We start from the raw sequence: 19,848 nt of genomic DNA, 5'->3' as shown, positions 1-19,848 counted from the left end.
GTCCCTGGTCCGATAGTCGCTTGTCCGGTTCCTGAATTCGTTGTTACCTGGATCATTCGATCTCTCGGAGTGGCCCATGTCCAAACCGGTGTTCAAGAAACGCTTCCCCTGGGGCTGGCTGCTCCTGGGCGGCCTGGCGGCGGTGGTGGTGTTCGGCATCATCTCCGCCCGGAACGCCCCGCTGAAGCTGGCGGTGACGGCACCCACGGTGTACCAGGCCGGCGAACGAAATCCGGTGCTCACGGCAAGCGGCTACCTGGTGGCCCGGCACCGGGCCACCCTCTCGGCCAAGGTTCCCGGGCGCATCGAATGGCTGGGGGTGGAAGAGGGCAGCCGGGTGAGCAAGGGACAGGTCATCGCCCGGCTGGAGGCGCCGGACCTGCAGGCCTCCCGCGACCAGATCGACGCCCAGCTCAAGCAGGCCGTCCTGGACCGGGACCGGGGCGAGGCCCTGGCCAGGGACGGGGTGCTGGACCGGGCCTCGCTGGACAAGCTGCGCACCGCCTGCCTCACCCTCAAGGCCCAGCTGGCCTACCAGGACGCCCTGCTGGAGAACATGGTGCTGCGCGCCCCCTTCACGGGCACCGTCACCCAGAAGCTCTCCGAAGTGGGCGAGACCGTGAGCCCGGGCAGCGCGGGCGGCGCCAACGCCATCAACGCCGTGGCCGTCCTGGCCGACTTCGACAGCCTGGAGCTGGAGGTGGAGGTGAACGAGACCGGCCTGCCCAGGCTCCGCAAGGGCATGCCCGCCGAGATCCGCGTGGACGCCCTGGACGCCGAGCCCGGGGCGAAGCCCCTGCGGGGCACCCTGCGGGAGATCTACCCCTCCTCCAACCGCCAGAAGGCCACCGTCCTGGTGCGCGTGGCCCTGGTGGACCGGCACCCCATCCTGGTGCCCGACATGGGCGCCAAGATCACCTTCATGGGCGATCCCTTCCCCGCCCAGACCCTCTTCCTGGGCCGGGAGCAGATCGTGCGCCGGCAGGGGAGGACGTTCGTGTGGACCGTGGACGGAGGCCGCGCCGCGCTCCGCCCCGTGGAACTGGGGGCGGAGAATCCCGTGGGCTTCGTGGCCAGGGGCATCCCCGCCGACCTCCCGCTCCTGGTGGTGCCCCAGGAGGTCAAGCTGGAGGAGGGCAAGCGCGTCATCCCCCGGGAGCGCTGAGATGGACGACGTCAGCGTCAGGCTGCGCAACCTGGCCAAGAGCTACTGGCGGGGGACCCTCGAGATCCCCGTTCTCACGGGCATCGACCTGGACATCCCCAAGGGGGGCTACTACGCCCTCATGGGCCCCAGCGGCTCGGGCAAGACCACGCTCCTCAACCTCATCGCCGGCATCGACCGGCCCTCGGGCGGGGAGCTGGAGGTGTGCGGCCACGCCCTCAACGGGCTGAACGACGACGAACTGGCCGGGTGGCGCAGCCGGAACGTGGGCTTCATCTTCCAGAACTACAACCTGGTGCCGGTGCTCAACGCCTACGAGAACGTCGAGCTGCCCCTGCTCCTGCAGGACCTGGGCCGGGCCGAGCGGCGCGAGCGGGTGCTCCACGCCCTGTCCCTGGTCAACCTCACGGACCGCATGCACAACTACCCCCGCCAGCTCTCCGGCGGCCAGGAGCAGCGGGTGGCCATCGCCCGCGCCATCGTGCACGACCCCGAGCTGATCGTCGCCGACGAGCCCACCGGGGCCCTGGACGCGAAGAACGCCGAGGAGGCCCTCATCCTCCTGGAGCACCTGAACCAGGAACTGGGCAAGACCATCGTGCTGGTCACCCACGACCCCAAGGCCGCCAGCCACGCGCGCTTCCAGATCCACCTGGAGAAGGGCGTCCTGGACCGCACGGTGGAGGTGCACGACCGCCCCGCCCTTCCCCGCCTCCTGACATGAAGTTCCTCACCCTGGTGCTGCGCTCCCTGTTCCGCTCCAAGCGGAGGACCTTCCTGACGGTGCTGAGCCTGTCGGTGTCGGTGTTTCTCATCGCGCTGCTGCAGAGCCTGCTGGGCACCATGGACTCCCTCTCCACGTCCACCGCCAGCGGCACGCGCTTCGTGGTGCAGGACAAGGCCTCCTTCACCAACGTGATCCCCCAGGCCTACGCCAACTTCCTGCGCCAGCAGCCCGAGGTGGAGCGGTTCACCTCCTTCCAGTGGTTCGGAGGCGAGTACAAGGACCCCAAGAACTTCTTCGCCAACTTCGGCGTGGACCCCGAGCCCTACCTCCAGGTGTACCGCGAGGAGGCCAACCTCCCCAGCATCCCCCTGGACCAGGTGCGGGACTTCCTGCGGGACGGCAACGGGTGCATCGTGGGCAGGACCCTGGCCGACAAGTTCGGCTGGAAGCTGGGCGACGTGGTGCCCCTGAAGAGCCCCATCTTCAACCTCACCCTGCGCCTGAACATCCGCATCATCTTCACGGGGCTGCGCAAGTCCGACGAGATGTTCCTGGCCTTCAACATCAAGCAGCTGCAGGAGGCGGTGCCGTGGATGAAGGGCCGGGTGGGCGCCTTCACCGTGCGCGCCAAGAACCCCGCCGACATCCCGAAGCTCTGCGAGCGCATCGACCGCCACTTCGCCAACAGCGCCCAGGAGACCCTCTCCATCACCGAGAACGCGTTCAACCTGAACATGATGAAGATGCTCGGGGACTACTCCACCATGGTCCACTCCATCTCCGCGGCGGTGCTGGTGGCCATCCTCATCGTCACCGCCAACACCATGGCCATGGCCATCCGGGAGCGCACCACCCAGATCTCGACCATGCGGGCCCTGGGCTTCCGGTCCGGGCAGATCCTTTCGCTGCTCATGGCCGAAGGCCTCCTCCTCTCCCTCCTGGGCAGCGCCCTGGGCATCGCCATGGCCATGGGGGTGGCTTCGGCCGCGGCGAAGGTGGCGGGCCAGATACTCCCGTGGATGGCCGACTTCATCATCACGCCCGAGACGCTTCTCCTTTGCGTGCTGATCACGCTCGCCCTGGGGCTGCTCTCCACCTTCATCCCCGCCTACCGCGCCAGCCGCAGGCCCATCACCGAAGGGCTGAGGGCCCTGTGATCTGGTACCTCTTCGTCCCCCTCGCCCCGTACCTGCTGTGGCTGCTGTGGGCCGCGGCCTTCCACCCGCTGCCCTTGACCTACAACTGGCGCTCCATCTGGCAGCGGTGGGCGGGCACGCTCTCCACGGTCGGGGCCATCGCCATCGTCGTGATGGTCTTCGTGGTGGTGCTGTCCATGGCCCAGGGCGTCTCGAAGGCCTACGTGCGCAGCGGCCGCGAGGACCAGGTGATCATCATGCGCCAGAACGCGCGGGTGGAGATGATGAGCTCGGTGAGCCTGGCCCAGGCCCGGCTCATCCTCACCCACCCCCTCATCGCCCATGACGAGGTGGGGCCCCTGGCCACCGAGGACATCATCGTCAGCAAGCAGGTGGCCCTGGCCGACGGGTCCGGGGCCATGAGCGTGACGGTGCGGGGCACCACCCCGGCCGGGATCCGCATGCGCAGCCAGGTGCGGATGCTCAGGGGCCGCTGGTTCAACCCCGGCCTTTCCGAGGCCGTGGTCCCCCAGAAGATGCTGAACCGGTACACCGGGGTGGAATGGGGCCGGAGCTTCGACATGGCCGGGAGGAGCTGGAAGGTCGTGGGGGTCTTCGACGGGGACGGCAGCGTCTTCGACTCGGAGATCTGGACCGAGGTGGGCGACCTGCGCCAGGCCTTCCGCCGCTACGGCAATGACTCATCCATGGCCGTGCGCCTGCGCAGCGCGGCGGACGTGCCCGCCTTCGTCCGGGACATGGAGCAGGACGTGCGCCTCAAGCTGGAGGCCAAGCCCGAGCCCGCCTATTTCGCGGACCTGGGCGACGCGGGCCGGCCCATGCAGGTGCTCGGCCAGATCATCACCCTGATCCTCACCGTGGGCGCGGTGTTCGCGGCCATGAACACGATGTACGCCACCGTGGCCGGACGCACGCCCGAGATCGGCACCCTCCGGGCCCTGGGCTTCCGCCGCCGGGAGATCCTGGCCAGCTTCCAGTGGGAGGCGATCCTCCTCACGGCCCTGGGGGGCCTGCTGGGCGCCGGGCTCTCCCTGCTCTTCAACGGCATCCGCACCGGCACCGTGAACATGAACACCTGGTCCGACGTGAGCTACGCCTTCGCCGTGACCCCGGACCTCATGGCCCAGGGCGTGGGCTTCAGCATCCTGATGGGGGTGGCGGGAGGCTTCCTGCCGGCCTGGCGGGCCAGCCGCATCCCCGTGACCGAGGCCATGAGGGCTTGAACGATTAATAAATTTCTTTTACACTCCTTTCTACCGCGCATTGACGGCATCAGCTTGCGAGGTAAACTGGTCACTAAACGGGAGGCACTATGGACCGTGAACTGCTAAAGGGGAGCACTCCGCTTCTTCTGCTGTCTCTGCTCACGGACGGCCCTATGTACGGGTACCAGATCATCGAGACGGTCAAACAAAGGACCGACGGCAGCTACACCCTCAAGGAGGGCGCGCTCTACCCTGCCCTGCACAAGCTCGAGGCGGCCGAGTTCATCACGTCCTACTGGCAGACCCAGCCCAACGGCCGGGACCGCCGCTACTACGCCATCCAGCCTGCCGGCGCGTCCTTCCTGGCCGCCAAGAAGCAGGAATGGGGGCAGTTCGTGGCCATGGTGGACGGCTTCGTGGGACCCCGGCCGTGAGCCAGGCGCTCGCCGCCTACCTCTCCGAAGTGGAGCGGGGACTCGGGGGGCTTTCCTCAAGCAGGCGGCGGCTGATCATCCGGGAACTCGCGGCCCATCTCCAGGATGAGGCGGAGGCCCGGGGCATCCAGACGGAGGCCCAGATGGCGGACCTCCTGGCGGAAAAGGAGCGCCCCCGGGAGCTGGCACAGGAGCTCTCCAGCGGCGAAGGCACCGACGCCACCCACCGCAGCGAGACCTCGCTGCTGGCCGGCAGCCTCCTGGGCCTGGCCACCGGCGGCTACCTCTACCTCCAGGGCGGCTGGCCCTGGCACCTGAGCCTGGCCTTCTGCATGGCCCACGGCCTGGCGGTGGGCGCGGGCATCTTCCTGGTGCGCCGCCGCTGGCAGCGCCTGGGGAGGCAGGGCCGGATCCTCACCTCCCTGGTATTTGGCACCCTCATGGCCATCCCCCTGGGGTTCACCAGCCTGCGGGGCTTCAATTCCAGCCGGCTCCTTTACGGAGCCTTCACGGGCTACATGCTGGAGCGCCACTCGGAACCCCGGCCGGCCTGGCAGGCGGTCCTGGAGACGGTGGGCTTCACCGTGCTGGACTACCTGGCCTACACCTTCATCTTCACCCACCGGCGCCCGTACAGCTGGCTCCTGGAGCTCAGCTTCAACTTCACCCTGGCCCTGGCGGTCCTGGTGGCCCTCCACCTCAAGCGGCTCCTGTCGGGACGGTGGCTGCTGGCCCCCCAGTGATTTCGGGTTGAGTTCCAAGGCGATCCGGGCTACACTTTCTCCCTTGTGCGTGAACAAGCCGCGTGCCGTCATGGCATCCGGTCGGTTCCAGGAGGCCCCAATGAAGGACAAGATCCATCCCCAGCTTTTCGACGTGAACGTCCACTGCGCGTGCGGCAGCGAGTTCGTCACCCGTTCCACCAAGAAGGAGCTCCGGGTCGAAGTCTGCTCGGCCTGCCACCCCTTCTTCACCGGCAAGCAGAAGCTCATGGACACCGCCGGCCGGGTGGAAAAGTTCAACCGCAAGTATGCCAAGAAGGAAGTGGCGGCCCCCGTGGCCGAGGCCGCTCCCGAGGCGGAAGCTCCGGCCGAAGCCAACCAGTAGCTACAGCATTCCCAGGAACGGGCCGATCCTCGGCCCGTTCTTTTTTTGTATGTGTGGGTGACCCATGCTCGACCAGCTTGAATCCCTCGATGCCAAGTACCAGGAGATCGAAGCCCAGCTCCAGGACCCCGCCGTCGTCAGCGACATGAAGCGGCTGCGGGAGCTCACCAAGCTGCGCTCGGAACTGGAGCCCGTGGTGGAGGCCTGGCACCTCCAGCGCACCCGGCTTCGCCAGCTGGAGGAGGCCGAGCAGATACTCGCCGACAGGACCCAGGACGCGGACCTGCGCGAAATGGCGGGCATGGAGATCCCCGAGCTCAAGGAGGCCATCCAGGCCGGGGAGGCCGCCCTGCGGAGCCTGCTGGTGCCCAAGGACCCCAAGGACGAGCGCAACGTCATCCTGGAGGTGCGGGCCGGCACCGGGGGGGAGGAGGCCGCCCTGTTCGCCGCGGAGATCTTCCGGATGTACGTGCGCTTCGCGGAGCGCCGGGGGTACCGGGTGTCGGTGCTCAGCGAGAGCGAGGCCGACCAGGGCGGGCTGCGGGAGGTCGTCGCCGAGGTCGAAGGGGCCGGGGCCTACTCCCTGTTCCGGTTCGAGAGCGGCGTCCACCGGGTGCAGCGGGTGCCCAAGACCGAGACCCAGGGCCGCATCCACACCTCAGCCTGCACCGTGGCGGTCATGCCCGAGGCCGACGAGGTCGACATCGACGTCAGGAAGGAGGACCTGCGCATCGACACCTTCTGCTCGGGCGGCAAGGGCGGCCAGAGCGTGAACACCACCTACTCCGCCGTGCGCCTCACCCACCTGCCCACCAACACCGTGGTGCAGTGCCAGGACGAGCGCAGCCAGCTCAAGAACATGGCCAAGGCCATGACCGTGCTGCGAAGCCGCCTCCTGGAGAAGGCCCAGGCCGAGGTGGACCAGGCCGAGGCCAGCCTGCGCAAGACCCAGGTGGGTTCCGGGGACCGGAGCGAAAAGATCCGCACCTACAACTTCCCCCAGGGCCGGGTCACCGACCACCGGGTGAACGTCACCATCCACCAGCTGGACGCGTTCATGCAGGGCATGATCGAGCCCATCCTCGAACCCCTGCGCGCGGCCCACGAGGCGGAACGGCTCCAGCAACTGGAGGCCTGAGGAAAATATCATCCATATATATGGATGCGGGTCCCCCCGGTTGCAGTTTTCCCCGGCACGCTCCACGATAGCTGGAACCCCCCGGACGATCCCATGGCCCCCGCACACCCCTCCCGCCCCCTGGATACCCTCCTGCACGAGTGCCGGAAGGTCATCGTCGGCCAGCCCCAGCTGCTGAACCGGCTCCTGGTGGCCCTGCTGGTGCCCGGGCACGTGCTGCTGGAGGGGCTTCCCGGGCTGGCCAAGACCCGCACCGTCAAGACCCTGGCGGCGGCGAGCCGCATGCACTTCCGGCGCATCCAGTTCACCCCGGACCTGCTGCCCTCGGACGTGGTGGGCACCCTGGTCTTCGACCCGAGGAACCTCACCTTCACCCCCAAGAAGGGCCCCATCTTCGCCAACCTGCTCCTGGCCGACGAGATCAACCGGGCCCCCAGCAAGGTGCAGTCGGCCCTCCTGGAGGCCATGGAGGAGCGCCAGGTCACCCTCGGGGAGGAGAGCTTCCCCCTGCCGGACCCCTTCCTGGTCCTGGCCACCCAGAACCCCCTGGAGCAGGAGGGCACCTTCCCGCTGCCCGAGGCCCAGATGGACCGGTTCCTCTTCAAGCTCCGCATCGACTACCCCAGCCTCCAGGAGGAGGGGGAGGTGCTCCGCCGCGCCGATGGGCGCGAGGAGCCCGTGCTGCCCATGATGAGCGGCGAGGAGATCCTTGACGGGGGGGTCCAGGCCCGCAGGGTCCGGCTGGACGAGGCCATCCGGAACTACATCGTGCGTCTGGTCCAGGCCACCCGCCCCGGCCACGGCAAGGCATGGAAGGGCCGGGAGCTGCTCCGCTGCGGCGCCTCCCCCCGGGCTTCCCTGGCCCTCCAGGCCTCCTCCAAGGCCCTGGCCTACCTTTCCGGGCGGGACCACGTGCTCCCCGAGGACGTGGCGGCCCTCGCCCCGGACGTCCTGAGGCACCGGCTCCTGCTCACCTACGAGAGCGAGGCCGACGGGGTGACCACGGACGATGTCATCAAGGCCCTGTTGACGGCCACTCCGAGACCCTGAAAAAAGGCTGTGACCTTCTTCACATACAAGTTGACAAATGCTTTATTGCCCTGTTTTCAATCCTTAACAAAAATTAACATGACCCCAAAAAAAGAAAACACGATTGGGGAACTTTCTCCACCGTGCTAGCATGGGTCACCCTACTTAGGTCACCTGATATTTTCCAATAATGGGCCGGGGAAAGGCCTTGATGTCTTTGAACCCCCGGAATTAACCCCTAAGCGAAGTGATATAACCAATTATCGCTAACGCTAACCCCAAACAGGAGGATGCACATGCATCGTAGACTCGAAAACTTCGGCCGGATCGCCGCGCTGATCGTCGTGGGTTCCGTGACCCTCGCCGCCCAGGGCACGCAGACGTCCAGCATCAGCGGCAGCCTCGTCGACCAGAACGGCGCTGCGGTCGCCGGCGCCACCGTCAACCTGGTTTCCACCAGCCTCCAGGGCCCCCGCGTCCTGCAGACGGACGACAAGGGCCGGTTCATCACCCGCCTGCTGCCTCCCGGCAACTACACCATCACCATCTCGAAGACCGGCTTCCAGACCATCAAGACCACTGAGAAGATCGGCATCGACCAGACCTACCAGCCCCGTTTCACCATGGCCAAGACCGCCTACGCGGTCGTGGAAGTGGTCGGAACCGCCGCCGCCGTCGACCGCACCGACGTCAAGACCGCCTCCAACTACTCCCTGGACGCCGTCGACGCCCTGCCCAACGCCCGCACGATGGAAGGCGTCGCCCTGCTGACCCCCGGCGTCACCACCGGCGTCGGCAACCGCGTCCAGATCCGCGGCGCCATGACCTCCGGCAACCTCTACCTGCTGGACGGCCAGAACATCTCCGACAACGCCTACAACAACCGCGGCGTCCGCCTGATCGACGACTCGATCGAAGAGATCCAGGTCATCACCGGTGCCATCTCCGCCGAATACGGCGACGTGGACGGCGGCGTGCTGAACGCCATCACCCGTTCCGGCGGCAACGAGTTCGCCGGCCAGCTGCGCTGGGAGCTGAAGGACGCCGCCTGGAACGCCTACAATCCGAAGGACACCCGCGGCTCCTTCCCCAACACGATGAACGAGGAGAAGACGATCTCCCTCTCCGGCTTCATCATCAAGGACAAGCTCTGGTTCTCTGGCAGCTTCTTCTCCACCAACCAGACCGGCGCCGGCACCATCACCTTTGACCTCGGCAACCGCGTCGGCTCCAACCCGGTCATCTCCAACAACGACCAGACGGGCCTCGTGGGCTTCAACGCCCCCTATATCACCCAGACCAAGGAAATCCGCCGCCAGATCAAGTTGACCTGGGCCGTCAACCAGAACCACACCCTGGTCACCTCCTTCAACAACGCCCGCATCGACGACGTCAACCGCAACTACAGCGCGGCCATGACCACGGCGCTGGTTCCGCAGGTGAGCACCTCCGAGTTCCTGAACCTCCAGTGGCGCGCCATCTGGTCCAACACCATCACGTCGGAGATGAAGGTCGGCCGCAAGAAGCAGAAGCTCTCCGCCGGCGCCAACGTGGCCGGTGGCAGCCCGATGTACAACTACAGCTCCGCCACGGGCGGCTATCTGAACAACGGCATCTTCAACCAGAACGACGGCGGCGACAACCGCAACAACCAGACCTTCAACGCGAAGGTCAGCATGTTCTGGGACGGCGCCGGCAGCCACACCACCGACGTCGGCGTCGACTACTACAAGGGCATCTCCAAGGCCCGCAACGAGCAGTCCCCCACCGGCTTCACCTTCGGCGTCACCCGGCCCTCCCTCAACGGCCAGGTCGCCGGAATCTGGGAAGCCCGCCCCCGCGACGTCTGGGAATGGATCAGCGGCGACGGCGAGGCCCACAACTTCTCCGAGGCCCTCTATGTCAACGACAAGTGGACCGTCAACAAGCACCTGAGCTTCAACATCGGCCTGCGCTTCGACAAATTCAAGGCCGAGAACGAGACCGGCAAGTCCACGGCTTCCGCCAGCGGCTTCTCCCCCCGTTTCGGCACGAAGTACGACATCCTCGGCGACGGCAACTGGCTCGTCAGCGCCGCCTGGGCCCGCTACAACTCCAAGGTCCTCGAGGGCATCACCAACTCCGTGACCAAGCAGGGCAACCCCACCGAGATCGACCACCCCTACGTTGGCCCCGGCGGCCTCACCACCTACCAGACCTTCGCCTACATCACCAACCTGGCGACGGTCCGCACCAACTATGACTTCACCAAGTTCGCCTACTACAACGACCCCACCCTGAACGTCTCCCTTTCCACGGACCTGAAGAACCCCACCGTGGATGAGACCCAGGTCGCCGGCCAGTACTTCTTCAACACGCCCGCCATTGGCGCCGGTTCCGTGAAGGTCACCTTCGTCAACAAGAAGTGGAAGAACCTGTTCGACTACAAGATCGGCAACCAGGGTCACGTGCTCGCTCCCGACGGCAGCGATCTCTACATGCGCGTCTGGGAAAACAGCGACGCCGCCCGCCGCGAGTACAAGGGCATGGAACTGGAGACCACCCTGCAGCGCGATGAGTGGCAGCTCGTCGGCACCGCCACCTGGAGCAGCCTGAAGGGCAACTACGAGGGCGAGGCCACCAACAGCCCCGCCGCCGGCGGCGGCCTCAAGAACTTCACGGTTCAGGACGGGGTGCAGATGTATGACCCCTCCATCACCACCCCCTACGGCTACCTCCAGGGCCACGTGCCCCTCCGCATCCGCGCCACCGCGTCCCGCGCCATGGCCAACAAGTACGGCAAGACCACCATCGGTCTCGTCTACCGCCAGGATTCGGGCCTGCACTACAGCAAGAGCCGCACCATCGACAACATCGCGGCCCTGAACCCCAACCTCAGCGACCAGTTCGGCAGCAGCTTCACCCAGTACGAGGGCGGCCGCCGCATGGAAGGCGTCTTCCCCACCGCCGTCTACCTCGATCTGGCCCTGACCCACGAGTTCACCATCTTCAAGGTGGCCTCCAAGGCCGTCACCGGCTTCTTCAAGGCCAACATCGGCAACGTCCTGAACCACCAGCAGATCATCAGCTGGGACACCAACTACAACACCGCCTCTTCCATGACGGACGCCTGGGTCAAGGCCAATCCCTCGACCTTCGGCAAGCCCCGTCAGTCCGCCGACTACGGCACCGGCCGCACCCTGGCCGTTTCCACCGGCTTCCGCTTCTAGTTCAGACGGAACCGCGTAGTACCTGAAGGGCGCCCGGGAAACCGGGCGCCCTTTTCAATTAGACTGATGGCATGACGATGCGCACCGTTACCCTCATCCACACGGGCGGCACCCTGGGCATGGGGCCCGGGGAGGACGCCAGCCTCGCCCCGGGCCCCTCCCTGGACCGCATCCTGGACCAGGTGCCCGAATTGCGCGAATTGGCGGATCTGCGCATGGTCGTGGCCTTCAACCAGGACTCGGCCACCACGGAGCCCGGGGACATCCTCGTCCTGGCCCGGCTCATCGTCGAGGCGGCTGCGCAAAGCGACGGCATCGTCCTCATCCACGGCACCGACACCATGGCCTACACGGCCTCGGTGCTGGGCTTCCTCCTGGCCGGCCTGGACAAGCCGGTGGTGATCACCGGCAGCCAGCGGCCCCTGGCCTACGTGCGCAGCGACGCCCGGGGCAACCTGGTGGACGCCGTGACCCTCGCGGCGAGGGGCGTCCCGGAAGTGGGCATCTGCTTCGGGGACCACTGGCTGCGCGGGGTCGCCGCGGACAAGGTGAGCGTGCACCGCTACGAGGCCTTCGAGTCCCCCAACCTGCCTCCCCTGGCGGAGCTGGGCCTCCACGTCCAGATCCACCCCCATGCGGGCGCCTTCCCCCGCCAGGTGCCGCCCCGCATCGGCCTGGCGCTGGAGCCTGCCATCGAGGTGTACGCCCCCTTCCCGGGCATGCCCTGGCGCCTTCCGGACCCGGGCTGCCGCGGCGTGCTCATCCGGGCCTACGGGGCCGGCAACCTCCCCATGGACCGCGGCGACCTGCGGGCGCTCCTGCAGCACTGCCGGGCGCAGGACCTGCCGGTGGTCATCATCAGCCAGTGCATCTCGGGGGGCGTGGACCTCGCCACCTACGACCTGGGCCGCCAGGCCCGGGCCCAGGGGGCCATCTCCGGGGGCCGGCACACGCCCTGGGCCGCGCTGGCCAAGCTCTCGCTGGCGCTGGGCGCGGGTTTCGGGACGGACGAGATCCGGCGCGCCTTCGAGGTCTCCTGGGCCGGAGAGCCCGTCTGATACACTGGTCCTCTACCCATTGAGGAACCGCCATGCTCGACGCCGCCCTTCTCCGCAACGACCTGGATCAAGTGGTGCAGGGCCTGGCCAAGCGCAGCGTGGTCTTCGACCAGGAGACCTACCAGGAGCTGGACGCGGCGCGCCGCCGGATCATCCAGGAGGCCGAGGCCCTCAAGGCCGAGCGCAACAAGGTGTCCGAGGAGGTGGCCCGCCTGAAGCGCGCCAAGGAGGACGCCAGCCACCTCATCGCCGCCCAGGGGGAGGTGGGCAACCGCCTCAAGGCCCTGGAGGCCGCCGAGAAGGAGGCCGAGGCCGCGTTCAGGGCCTTCATGGCCACGCTGCCCAACCTGCCCCACGAGAGCGTCCCCGTGGGCAGGGACGAGCACGCCAACGTCGAGATCAAGCGCTGGGGCACCCCCGCCGTCATCGAGAAGCCCCTGGACCACGTGGACCTGGGCACGAAGCTCGGCATCCTGGACCTGGACCGGGCCGCCAAGCTCAGCGGGGCGCGCTTCTCCATCCTCAAGGGCCTGGGCGCCAAGCTGGACCGCGCCCTCATCACCTTCATGGCCGACCAGCACGGTGATCGCGGCTGGACCGAGGTGCTCCCGCCCTACCTGGTGCTGCCGGAGTGCATGTACGGCACCGGCCAGCTGCCCAAGTTCGAGCAGGACCTCTTCAAGACGTTCCGGGGCGAGGATCCGCTGTACCTCATCCCCACCGCCGAGGTGCCCGTCACCAACATGTACCGGGAGGAGATCCTCCCCGCCGAGCAGCTCCCCCTGCGCCACTTCGCCTTCACCCCCTGCTTCCGCAGCGAGGCCGGCAGCTACGGCAAGGACACCAAGGGCATCATCCGCCAGCACCAGTTCCACAAGGTGGAGCTGGTGGCCTTCGCGACGCCGGAGCAGGCCCTGGAGGAGCTGGAGAACCTCACCTCGCAGGCCGAGCGCATCCTGGAGGCGCTGGAGCTCCCCTACCGCCGCGTACTGCTCTGCAGCGGCGACATGGGCTTCTCCAGCCGCAAGACCTTCGATCTGGAGGTGTGGCTGCCCAGCCAGAACACCTACCGGGAGATCAGCTCCTGCAGCTGGTTCGGGGACTTCCAGGCAAGGCGCGCCAACATCCGCTACCGCGGGGCCAACGGCAAGCCGCAGCCCCTGCACACGCTCAACGGCAGCGGCCTGGCCGTGGGCCGCACCTGGGTCGCCATCCTGGAGAACTACCAGCAGCCCGACGGCAGCGTGAAGATCCCCAAGGTGCTGCAGGCCTTCATGGGCTGCGACGTCATCAGGTAGTCCTTCCTCGGCGCTGGATTGTTCAAGGTTGTTTCGGCGCTTCTATCAAATGCGCCGGCCCATCCCAGAAAAAAACCAACGCCGAGGCGCCGAGGAGGCCGAGGATCGCCGAGAGAAGATGGCCTCAGCCTATGACGATGAGCGCCGTGTCTGTGGCTTCCCTGACTGCATCCGGAAGGAAGAAGTCCGCCACCAGCGGCGCTCCGGGCACTACGGCGTACTCGGAGAAGTCGGTCTTCCCTTCCGCCCTCAGGACCTCCTCATCGATGAAGAAGTTTCCCGTGCAGGCGCGCGAGGGGCGCTGGAAGATCACGGCCGCGGCGTCCCCCATGATCTCGGGTTTGCGGCTCGCGTTGGCCAGGCTCTCCCCGCCCAGGAGGTTGCGGACGGCGGCGGTATCGATGGTGGTGAGCGGCCACAGGGAGTTCACGGCGATGCCGTCCTTGGCCAGTTCCCCGGCCATGCCCAGGGTGCACAGGCTCATGCCGTACTTGGCCATGGTGTAGGCCACGTGCGGGGCGAACCACTTGGCCCGCATGTCCAGCGGCGGCGAGAGGTTCAGGATGTGGGGGTTTCCGGCCTTCTCCAGGTGGGGCAGGCAGGCCTTGGAGCACAGGAAGGTGCCCCGGGCGTTCACCTGGTGCATGAGGTCCCAGCGCTTCATCTCCGTGGCCGCCGTGCCCGTCAGGGAGATGGCGCTGGCGTTGTTCACCAGGATGTCGAGCGTCCCGAAGGCCTCCACGGTGCGGGCCACGGCGGCCAGCACCTGCTCCTCGCTGCGCACGTCGCCCACCAGGGGCAGCGCCTCGCCGCCGGCGGCCCGCACCGCGTCGGCGGCGGAATACACCGTGCCGGGGAGCCTGGGATGGGCCTCGGCGGTCTTGCCGAAGATCGCCACCCGGGCGCCCTCCCGGGCCGCCCGCAGGGCGATGGCGAGGCCGATGCCCCGGGTGGCGCCGGTGATGAAGAGGGTCTTTCCGGACAGGCTCATGGGGGGCTCCGGTGGGTGGAGCCCCGAGTATGCCCCGCGCGGGCCGGAATTTCTATTCGAAGTCGGGGGCGTCCGGAACGTCGCTGCCCATGCGCTTGAGGGCTTCCTCGTTCCTCCAGATGCCGCCGAAGCGGCCGTAGAGGGAGCTGAAGCCGGGGCGCTTGCGGCCCTGCTCGGCCAGGGTCACCAGCTCGGCGGTGAGCAGCTTCTCGGCCACGCCGGTCTGGAGGGCCTCCACCAGGGTGCGGCGGGTCTCGAAGGTGAGGGATGCCGCGGGGGTGCGCTCCTTGATGCGGGCGACCCAGAGCTTGCCGTCGGGGGTCCAGCAGGCGGGCGTGGCCTTGCCGGCGGGGGTCTCCAGGAGGGCCTTGCGGATGGCGGGGTGCTGGCCCAGTTCGGCCAGGCTCTGGATGGTGACGCCGTCCTTGCTTTCGGGGGTGCCCAGGGCCTTCAGGTCGCCAGCGGCCTGGGCGGCCTTGGCCTTGAGGGCGGTGCGGGCCTCCTCGAGCTTCCAGGCCTCCAGGACCTTGGCCTTGATGTCGGCGAGGGGGGGAACGGCGACGGGGAGCTCCTCCTGCACGCGGAAGACCACGTAGGAGCCGCCGGCCATGCGCACCTTGGAGACCTGGCCCACCTCGAGGCGGAAGGCCTCCCCGGCCAGGCCCTGGCTGCCGGGCAGCCCTTCCAGGCCCGCGGCGTCGTTGGCGGTGAGGGGCTTGCTGGTGGCGATCTTGAGGCCCAGGTTCCGGGCGGGGGCGGCGAGGTCGCCGCGTTCGCCGGCGCGCTTACGGAGCTGCTCCAGCTTGTCCTTGGCCTTGGCGGCGAAGGTGTCGCGGGTGATCTGGGCGCGCAGCTCCTCCTTGACGGACTCGAAGGGCTTCTCGCGCCGGCCTTCCAGGCGGATGAGGTGGACGCCGAACTGGGTCTTCACGGGCTGGCTGATCTCGCCGGTCTTCAGGGCCGCCGCGGCGTCGGTGAAGGGCTTGACCATCTGGCCGGGGGCGAACCACCCCAGGTCGCCGCCCTTGCCCTTGGCGCTGGGATCCTCGCTGAAGGCCTCGGCGGCCTTGGCGAAGTCCTGGCCGGCCAGGAGCTTGACGCGCAGCTCGGCGGCCTTCTTGAAGGCCTCACCGACCTGGGATTCATTCTCGGCCTTGAAGAGGATGTGGCTGGCCTTGAGCTCGGTGTACTGCGCCTTGCGGCCGTCGTACAGGGCCTTGACCTTGGCGTCGTCCACGGGCGCGAGGCCCAGGGAGGCCTGGTCCACGGCCACGTAGGCGAGGATCCTGCGGGGGCCCTCCTGGAAGCGGGCGCCGGAGTCCTTGAGGAAGGCCTGCAGCTTGGCCTCCCCGGGATCCGCGATCCCGGAGGGATCGGGAGCGGCGGTGACGAACTCGTAGCTGATCTTCTCGTTGCGGACGCGGTTCTCGAGGTCCACCCACGCCTGGTCGACGGGCACGCGGGAGGCGGCCTGGCCCACCAGCTTGCGCAGGCTGAGCTCACTCGACAGTTCGATCTCCCACTGCTTGAGGGAGGTGCCGTTCTCGCGCAGGACGGAGTTGATGTCCGCGGAGTCCTTGAGCTGGCCGTTGTCGTTCAGGAAGAGGGGGATGCTGCGGAGCCGGGCCTCCAGGGCCGCGCGCACCTCGGCGTCGGTGACGACGATGTCGTGGCGCTCGGCCAGCTCCAGCCGGAGCTGGTTGCTGATGAGGCTGTCCAGGGCCTGGTTCTGCAGCATGGGCATGAGGGTCTCGATGTTGGCCTGCTTGCCCATGCGCTTGAGGTACTGCCCGATCATGGAGTCCACGTCCCGCTTCAGCACGTCCCGTCCATAGACCCGCGCCAGGACGTTGTCCGGAGCGGCCGAGCTGGCCCCGCTCGGCGCGAGGTAGGCCACAAGGCCTAGCAGCACCACCATCATGACCACGGCCATGGGGGTCTGGTTGCCTTTGAACACTTGGCGGAAATTGCGAAGCATGGGTTCTCCACGGGCAGGCCATTGGCCAGGATCTTCTAGGTTATCAAAGGAATGCCGTTTGTCCTAAACTGATTGACCGAGGGTGTCATGGCCGTACGACCAGTGCTCACCTGGGGCGATCCCAGGTTGAAGATAAATTCAAGTGATGTGGGGGATTGGACGCCCGAGCTGGATCAGCTGGTGGCCGATCTCTTCGAGACGACGTACGCCGAGGAGGGGCTGGGCATCGCCGCTCCCCAGGTCGGCGTGAATCTCAATATCGCCGTCATCGACACGTCCTGCGGCGCGGACCCCTCCGCCCGGATCGTCCTGATCAATCCGGAAGTGGTGAAGGAGGAGGGCTCCCAGGTCGGGCCCGAGGGCTGCCTGTCCATCCCCGGCATCCACGAGGTCCTGGAACGGCCCATGAAGGTGTGGGTGAAGACCCGCACCGCCCAGGGCGACTGGGTGGAGCTGCAGGGCGAGGAGCTGCTGGCCCGGGCCTTCTGCCACGAGATCGACCACCTGCGGGGCCGGCTCTTCGTGGAGTACTTCGGACCCGTCAAGCGCCAGATCATCCAGCGGAAGTACGCGAAGTCGAGGGCCTGACCCGTGCGCGCGGCCTTCCTGGGAACCCCGGCGGCGGCCGTCCCGGTCCTGCGGGCCCTGGCGGGCGCCAGGGACGTGGCGGCGGTCTTCTGCAACCCGGACAGGCCCCAGGGGCGCGGCCGCCACCTGGAGGCCCCGCCCGTCAAGCGCGCGGCGCTGGAGCTGGGCCTTCCGGTCCACCAGCCCCTCTCCTGGAAGGATCCCGCCACCCGGGAGGCCTGGGAGGCGCTGGGCGTCGACCTGGCGGTGGTGGTGGCCTACGGGCACATCCTGCCCCGGTGGATGCTGGACGGCTGCCGGCTGGGGGCGTGGAACCTCCACTTCTCCCTCCTGCCCCGCTGGCGGGGGGCCGCCCCGGTGAACCACGCCATCCTCGCCGGCGATCCGGAGACGGGCGTGGGCCTCATGCGCATCACCCCCGGCCTGGACGAGGGTCCCGTGCTGGCCCAGACCCGGCGCCCCATCGGCCTGGGCGACACCGCCGACACCCTCCTGGAGGCCCTGGCCGCGGACGCGGCGGACCTCCTCCTGGAGCACCTCCCCGCCCTGGAGGCGGGCACCGCCGCCCCCGTCCCCCAGGACGGCGCCGGCGCCACGGTGGCCTCCAAGCTGAACAAGGCCATGGCCCTCCTGGATCCGCGGCTGCCCGCCCTGACCCTGCACCGGCAGGTGCGCGGCCTCCATCCCTGGCCCGGGGCGGAACTGCCCTTCCGGGACACGACCCTCAAGGTCTGCGCCGTGGGGGGCCTGCGGCCGGACGGGGCCCCGGCGGGCACCCTGGCCTGGAACCGGGAGGGCGCCTGGCTCACGGCCGGGGACGGCACCGCCCTGGAGCTGACCCTCCTGCAGCGCCCCGGCAAGCCGGTGCAGCCCGCGGCCCAGGCCCTGCAGCCCTGGGGCGCCTCGGGATCGGGCTCTACACTCCGAACGGCTTGACCGCCTCGTCGAAGCGGGCCGCCAGGGTGCGGTCCTTGTCCGTCACGTGCCCGGCGTCGTGGGTGGTGAGGGTGATGCGCACGTAGCCCCACCCAAAGGCGACGTCCGGATGGTGGTTCATGGCCTCGGCGGGCGCCACCAGACGGCTCACGATGTTGAACGACGTCATGAAATCGGGTGTGCGGATCTCCCGCACGAGCCTGTTGTCCTTCTCGGTCCAGGTCATGGATCCTCCGGGTCGTCGAGTTCATGTGAGGCGGCGGGGGTGAGAAGTTCCTCGATCTCCTGGGCCAGGAGCCAGTCCCCGGGGAAGGCCGCCAGCGCGGCCCGGATCTCCCGCAGGCGCTCCGGGGCGGCCTCCCCGCGCCTGCGCAGGGTTGCCACCTCCTCGTAGAGGGCCGCCAGGTCCGGCGGCAGGGACCCGGCCTTGCGCTGGCGCGCCAGACGCTCGGCGTCGCCCGGGGGTCCGCCCCCGAAGTGGCGGTCCCAGGCCTCGGCATCGGCCGGACCGCCTGCCACGCTGGGCAGCTTTCCCGCCAGGAAGAGCAGCGCCCGGGAGGGCAGGTCCAGGGGCCCGGTCCCGGTGGCGCCCTTGAGGTCGATGACCTCGCCCCCGCCCAGCCGGAACCCGGACACCCGCACCCCGCCGGGCAGCTCCAGGGCGAAGGCCCCCGTCTCCGGCAGAGCGCCCGAGCCGAAGGCCACCAGGGCCTGCCCCAGCCACGGCGGACCCAGGGCCCGCCCGCCCCTCGATACCTGGACCGGCCCGTCCAGGGCCACGATGCCCGCCACCCGGCGCGCCACCCGTCCCGTGACCTCCAGGCCCGTGTCCAGCACGAGGTGGTTGACGGTACCCGAGCGCAGGGCCTCCCGGAGCCCGTGGAGGCCGCCCCGCTTCCAGCTGAGGGTGGCCTCGAACGCGTCCAGCACCTCGAAGAGATGCCCGAAGTCCCGGGCGACGTAGAGCCGGGGCTGCATGGTGGTGATGTCGAAGTCCCGGTCCACGCAGTCCAGGGAGAGGGGGACCCTCTCCACCTCCGGCGTGAGGCAGTGCGCGGCCTCGCCCAGGGAGCTGAGGATGCCGGCGCCGTAGATGCGCGGGTCGTCCAGGCTCCCCACGAGGCCGTACTCCGCGGTCCACCAGTAGAGGCGGCTGGCCCGGGTGCTCTCGCTCACGTAGGTCCGGCTGGCCTGGGCCGCCGCGAGCCGCGCCTGGGCCAGGACCGCGTCCTCCGTGGAGCTGGCGGGGTCCTCCTTCACGACGCTCAGGTGACGCACCGCCTCGTACACCGCCTGGTCCTCCCGGCTGGCGATGGCCTTGAAGCCCGCGACCCCGCAGCGTTTCACGTATTGGGCGTAGTGCGGGTCCGCGAGGATGGGCGCGTGGCCCGCGCTCTCGTGGACGATGTCGGGCGCCGGCGTGTAGCCGATGTGGTCGGCGGAGCGGATGTCGGCGGCGATGGCCAGCACGCCCAGGCTCTGCATCTCCGTGAAGACCGCCGGGGGGATGAAGCCCCGCACCCCCACCGCCCGCCAGCCGATCTTCGCCAGGCGCGCATCCATCTCCTCCAGGCTGGGGATCGCCTCCACCCCGATGCCCGCGGCCGCCAGGCCCTCCAGGTAGCTGGGATGGGCGCGGTCCTTCAGGTGGGCCGTGAGCCGGGTGAGGATGTGCCGCCACACGGCCTGATCCCGGGGGGTGTAGTCCCCGTAGTCCTGGGGCACGACGTAGCGCGCCAGGTGGGGGGGCAGGATGGTTTCGGGGGTGGGCATGGCAGCCTCGGACCCACTAAAGATAGAGTCTCAGGCTCAGAAACGCGCCGGATTT

18 protein-coding genes are annotated in these 19,848 nt (G+C 68.4%); 14 read left to right on the top strand and 4 right to left on the bottom strand.

Going from position 1 to position 19,848, the window contains the following annotated elements:
- Positions 1 to 76: 76 nt before the first annotated feature.
- The 12 genes from ACZ5MC_RS04010 to serS all read left to right on the top strand — a co-directional run bounded on the left by ACZ5MC_RS04010 (position 77) and on the right by serS (position 13,527).
- Complete coding sequence (locus tag ACZ5MC_RS04010; protein ID WP_306599009.1) at positions 77 to 1,165, top strand: efflux RND transporter periplasmic adaptor subunit; 1,089 nt, start codon at positions 77 to 79, stop codon at positions 1,163 to 1,165.
- Position 1,166: 1 nt separating this feature from the next.
- The gene (locus tag ACZ5MC_RS04005; RefSeq protein WP_306599008.1) at positions 1,167 to 1,889 is read left to right on the top strand and encodes an ABC transporter ATP-binding protein; all 723 of its coding nucleotides are present in this window, start codon (positions 1,167 to 1,169) and stop codon (positions 1,887 to 1,889) included.
- Positions 1,886 to 3,049, top strand: a complete 1,164-nt coding sequence (locus ACZ5MC_RS04000) for an ABC transporter permease (RefSeq protein WP_306599007.1) — start codon at positions 1,886 to 1,888, stop codon at positions 3,047 to 3,049. Before ACZ5MC_RS04005 ends, ACZ5MC_RS04000 begins: the two co-directional genes overlap by 4 nt.
- Positions 3,046 to 4,272, top strand: a complete 1,227-nt coding sequence (locus ACZ5MC_RS03995; protein WP_464517082.1) for an ABC transporter permease — start codon at positions 3,046 to 3,048, stop codon at positions 4,270 to 4,272. The genes ACZ5MC_RS04000 and ACZ5MC_RS03995 overlap by 4 nt, the downstream gene beginning before the upstream one ends.
- An 89-nt stretch (positions 4,273 to 4,361) precedes the next feature.
- Positions 4,362 to 4,688, top strand: a complete 327-nt coding sequence (locus ACZ5MC_RS03990; protein WP_306599005.1) for a PadR family transcriptional regulator — start codon at positions 4,362 to 4,364, stop codon at positions 4,686 to 4,688.
- Positions 4,685 to 5,431: a hypothetical protein gene (locus tag ACZ5MC_RS03985; RefSeq protein ID WP_306599004.1), complete on the top strand. Its 747-nt coding sequence runs from the start codon at positions 4,685 to 4,687 to the stop codon at positions 5,429 to 5,431. Before ACZ5MC_RS03990 ends, ACZ5MC_RS03985 begins: the two co-directional genes overlap by 4 nt.
- A 100-nt stretch (positions 5,432 to 5,531) precedes the next feature.
- Entirely contained in the window at positions 5,532 to 5,795 is a 264-nt protein-coding gene (gene rpmE, locus ACZ5MC_RS03980; RefSeq protein ID WP_373432532.1) for a 50S ribosomal protein L31, read from the top strand.
- 64 nt (positions 5,796 to 5,859) lie between these two features.
- Positions 5,860 to 6,933: a peptide chain release factor 1 gene (prfA, locus tag ACZ5MC_RS03975; protein ID WP_306599003.1), complete on the top strand. Its 1,074-nt coding sequence runs from the start codon at positions 5,860 to 5,862 to the stop codon at positions 6,931 to 6,933.
- Positions 6,934 to 7,026: 93 nt separating this feature from the next.
- Complete coding sequence (locus ACZ5MC_RS03970; RefSeq protein ID WP_464517081.1) at positions 7,027 to 7,983, top strand: AAA family ATPase; 957 nt, start codon at positions 7,027 to 7,029, stop codon at positions 7,981 to 7,983.
- Positions 7,984 to 8,258: 275 nt separating this feature from the next.
- Positions 8,259 to 11,171, top strand: coding sequence for a TonB-dependent receptor (locus tag ACZ5MC_RS03965; RefSeq protein WP_306599000.1), 2,913 nt, complete (start codon positions 8,259 to 8,261; stop codon positions 11,169 to 11,171).
- Between the two features lie 71 nt (positions 11,172 to 11,242).
- Complete coding sequence (locus ACZ5MC_RS03960; protein WP_306598999.1) at positions 11,243 to 12,229, top strand: asparaginase; 987 nt, start codon at positions 11,243 to 11,245, stop codon at positions 12,227 to 12,229.
- A gap of 32 nt (positions 12,230 to 12,261) precedes the next feature.
- Entirely contained in the window at positions 12,262 to 13,527 is a 1,266-nt protein-coding gene (gene serS, locus ACZ5MC_RS03955; protein ID WP_306598998.1) for a serine--tRNA ligase, read from the top strand.
- A 124-nt stretch (positions 13,528 to 13,651) separates the two neighbouring features.
- Here the strand turns inward: serS and ACZ5MC_RS03950 are convergent, their stop codons facing one another.
- Both ACZ5MC_RS03950 and ACZ5MC_RS03945 read right to left on the bottom strand, forming a co-directional pair.
- The gene (locus tag ACZ5MC_RS03950; protein WP_306598997.1) at positions 13,652 to 14,518 is read right to left on the bottom strand and encodes an SDR family oxidoreductase; all 867 of its coding nucleotides are present in this window, start codon (positions 14,516 to 14,518) and stop codon (positions 13,652 to 13,654) included.
- 52 nt (positions 14,519 to 14,570) lie between these two features.
- Positions 14,571 to 16,496: a peptidylprolyl isomerase gene (locus ACZ5MC_RS03945; protein WP_306598996.1), complete on the bottom strand. Its 1,926-nt coding sequence runs from the start codon at positions 16,494 to 16,496 to the stop codon at positions 14,571 to 14,573.
- A gap of 87 nt (positions 16,497 to 16,583) precedes the next feature.
- On the opposite strand from ACZ5MC_RS03945, the gene def reads away from it, so the two are divergent.
- Together def and ACZ5MC_RS03935 are read left to right on the top strand one after the other, a co-directional pair.
- The gene (gene def / locus ACZ5MC_RS03940) at positions 16,584 to 17,084 is read left to right on the top strand and encodes a peptide deformylase (RefSeq protein WP_306598995.1); all 501 of its coding nucleotides are present in this window, start codon (positions 16,584 to 16,586) and stop codon (positions 17,082 to 17,084) included.
- A 3-nt stretch (positions 17,085 to 17,087) separates the two neighbouring features.
- Entirely contained in the window at positions 17,088 to 18,020 is a 933-nt protein-coding gene (locus ACZ5MC_RS03935; RefSeq protein WP_306598994.1) for a methionyl-tRNA formyltransferase, read from the top strand.
- On the opposite strand, the gene ACZ5MC_RS03930 is transcribed toward ACZ5MC_RS03935, so the two are convergent.
- Positions 18,001 to 18,246 carry a 4a-hydroxytetrahydrobiopterin dehydratase gene (locus tag ACZ5MC_RS03930; RefSeq protein ID WP_306598993.1) on the bottom strand — a complete coding sequence of 82 codons (246 nt, stop codon included), beginning with the start codon at positions 18,244 to 18,246 and terminating at the stop codon, positions 18,001 to 18,003. The genes ACZ5MC_RS03935 and ACZ5MC_RS03930 overlap by 20 nt on opposite strands.
- Entirely contained in the window at positions 18,243 to 19,793 is a 1,551-nt protein-coding gene (locus ACZ5MC_RS03925) for an aromatic amino acid hydroxylase (RefSeq protein WP_464517080.1), read from the bottom strand. The genes ACZ5MC_RS03930 and ACZ5MC_RS03925 overlap by 4 nt, the downstream gene beginning before the upstream one ends.
- Between the last annotated feature and the right edge of the window lie 55 nt (positions 19,794 to 19,848).

This window comes from Mesoterricola sp. JemC181 (assembly GCF_055384585.1).
The sequence above is the reverse complement of the archived record's forward strand: the minus strand, read 5'-3'. Positions and strand labels throughout refer to the sequence as shown.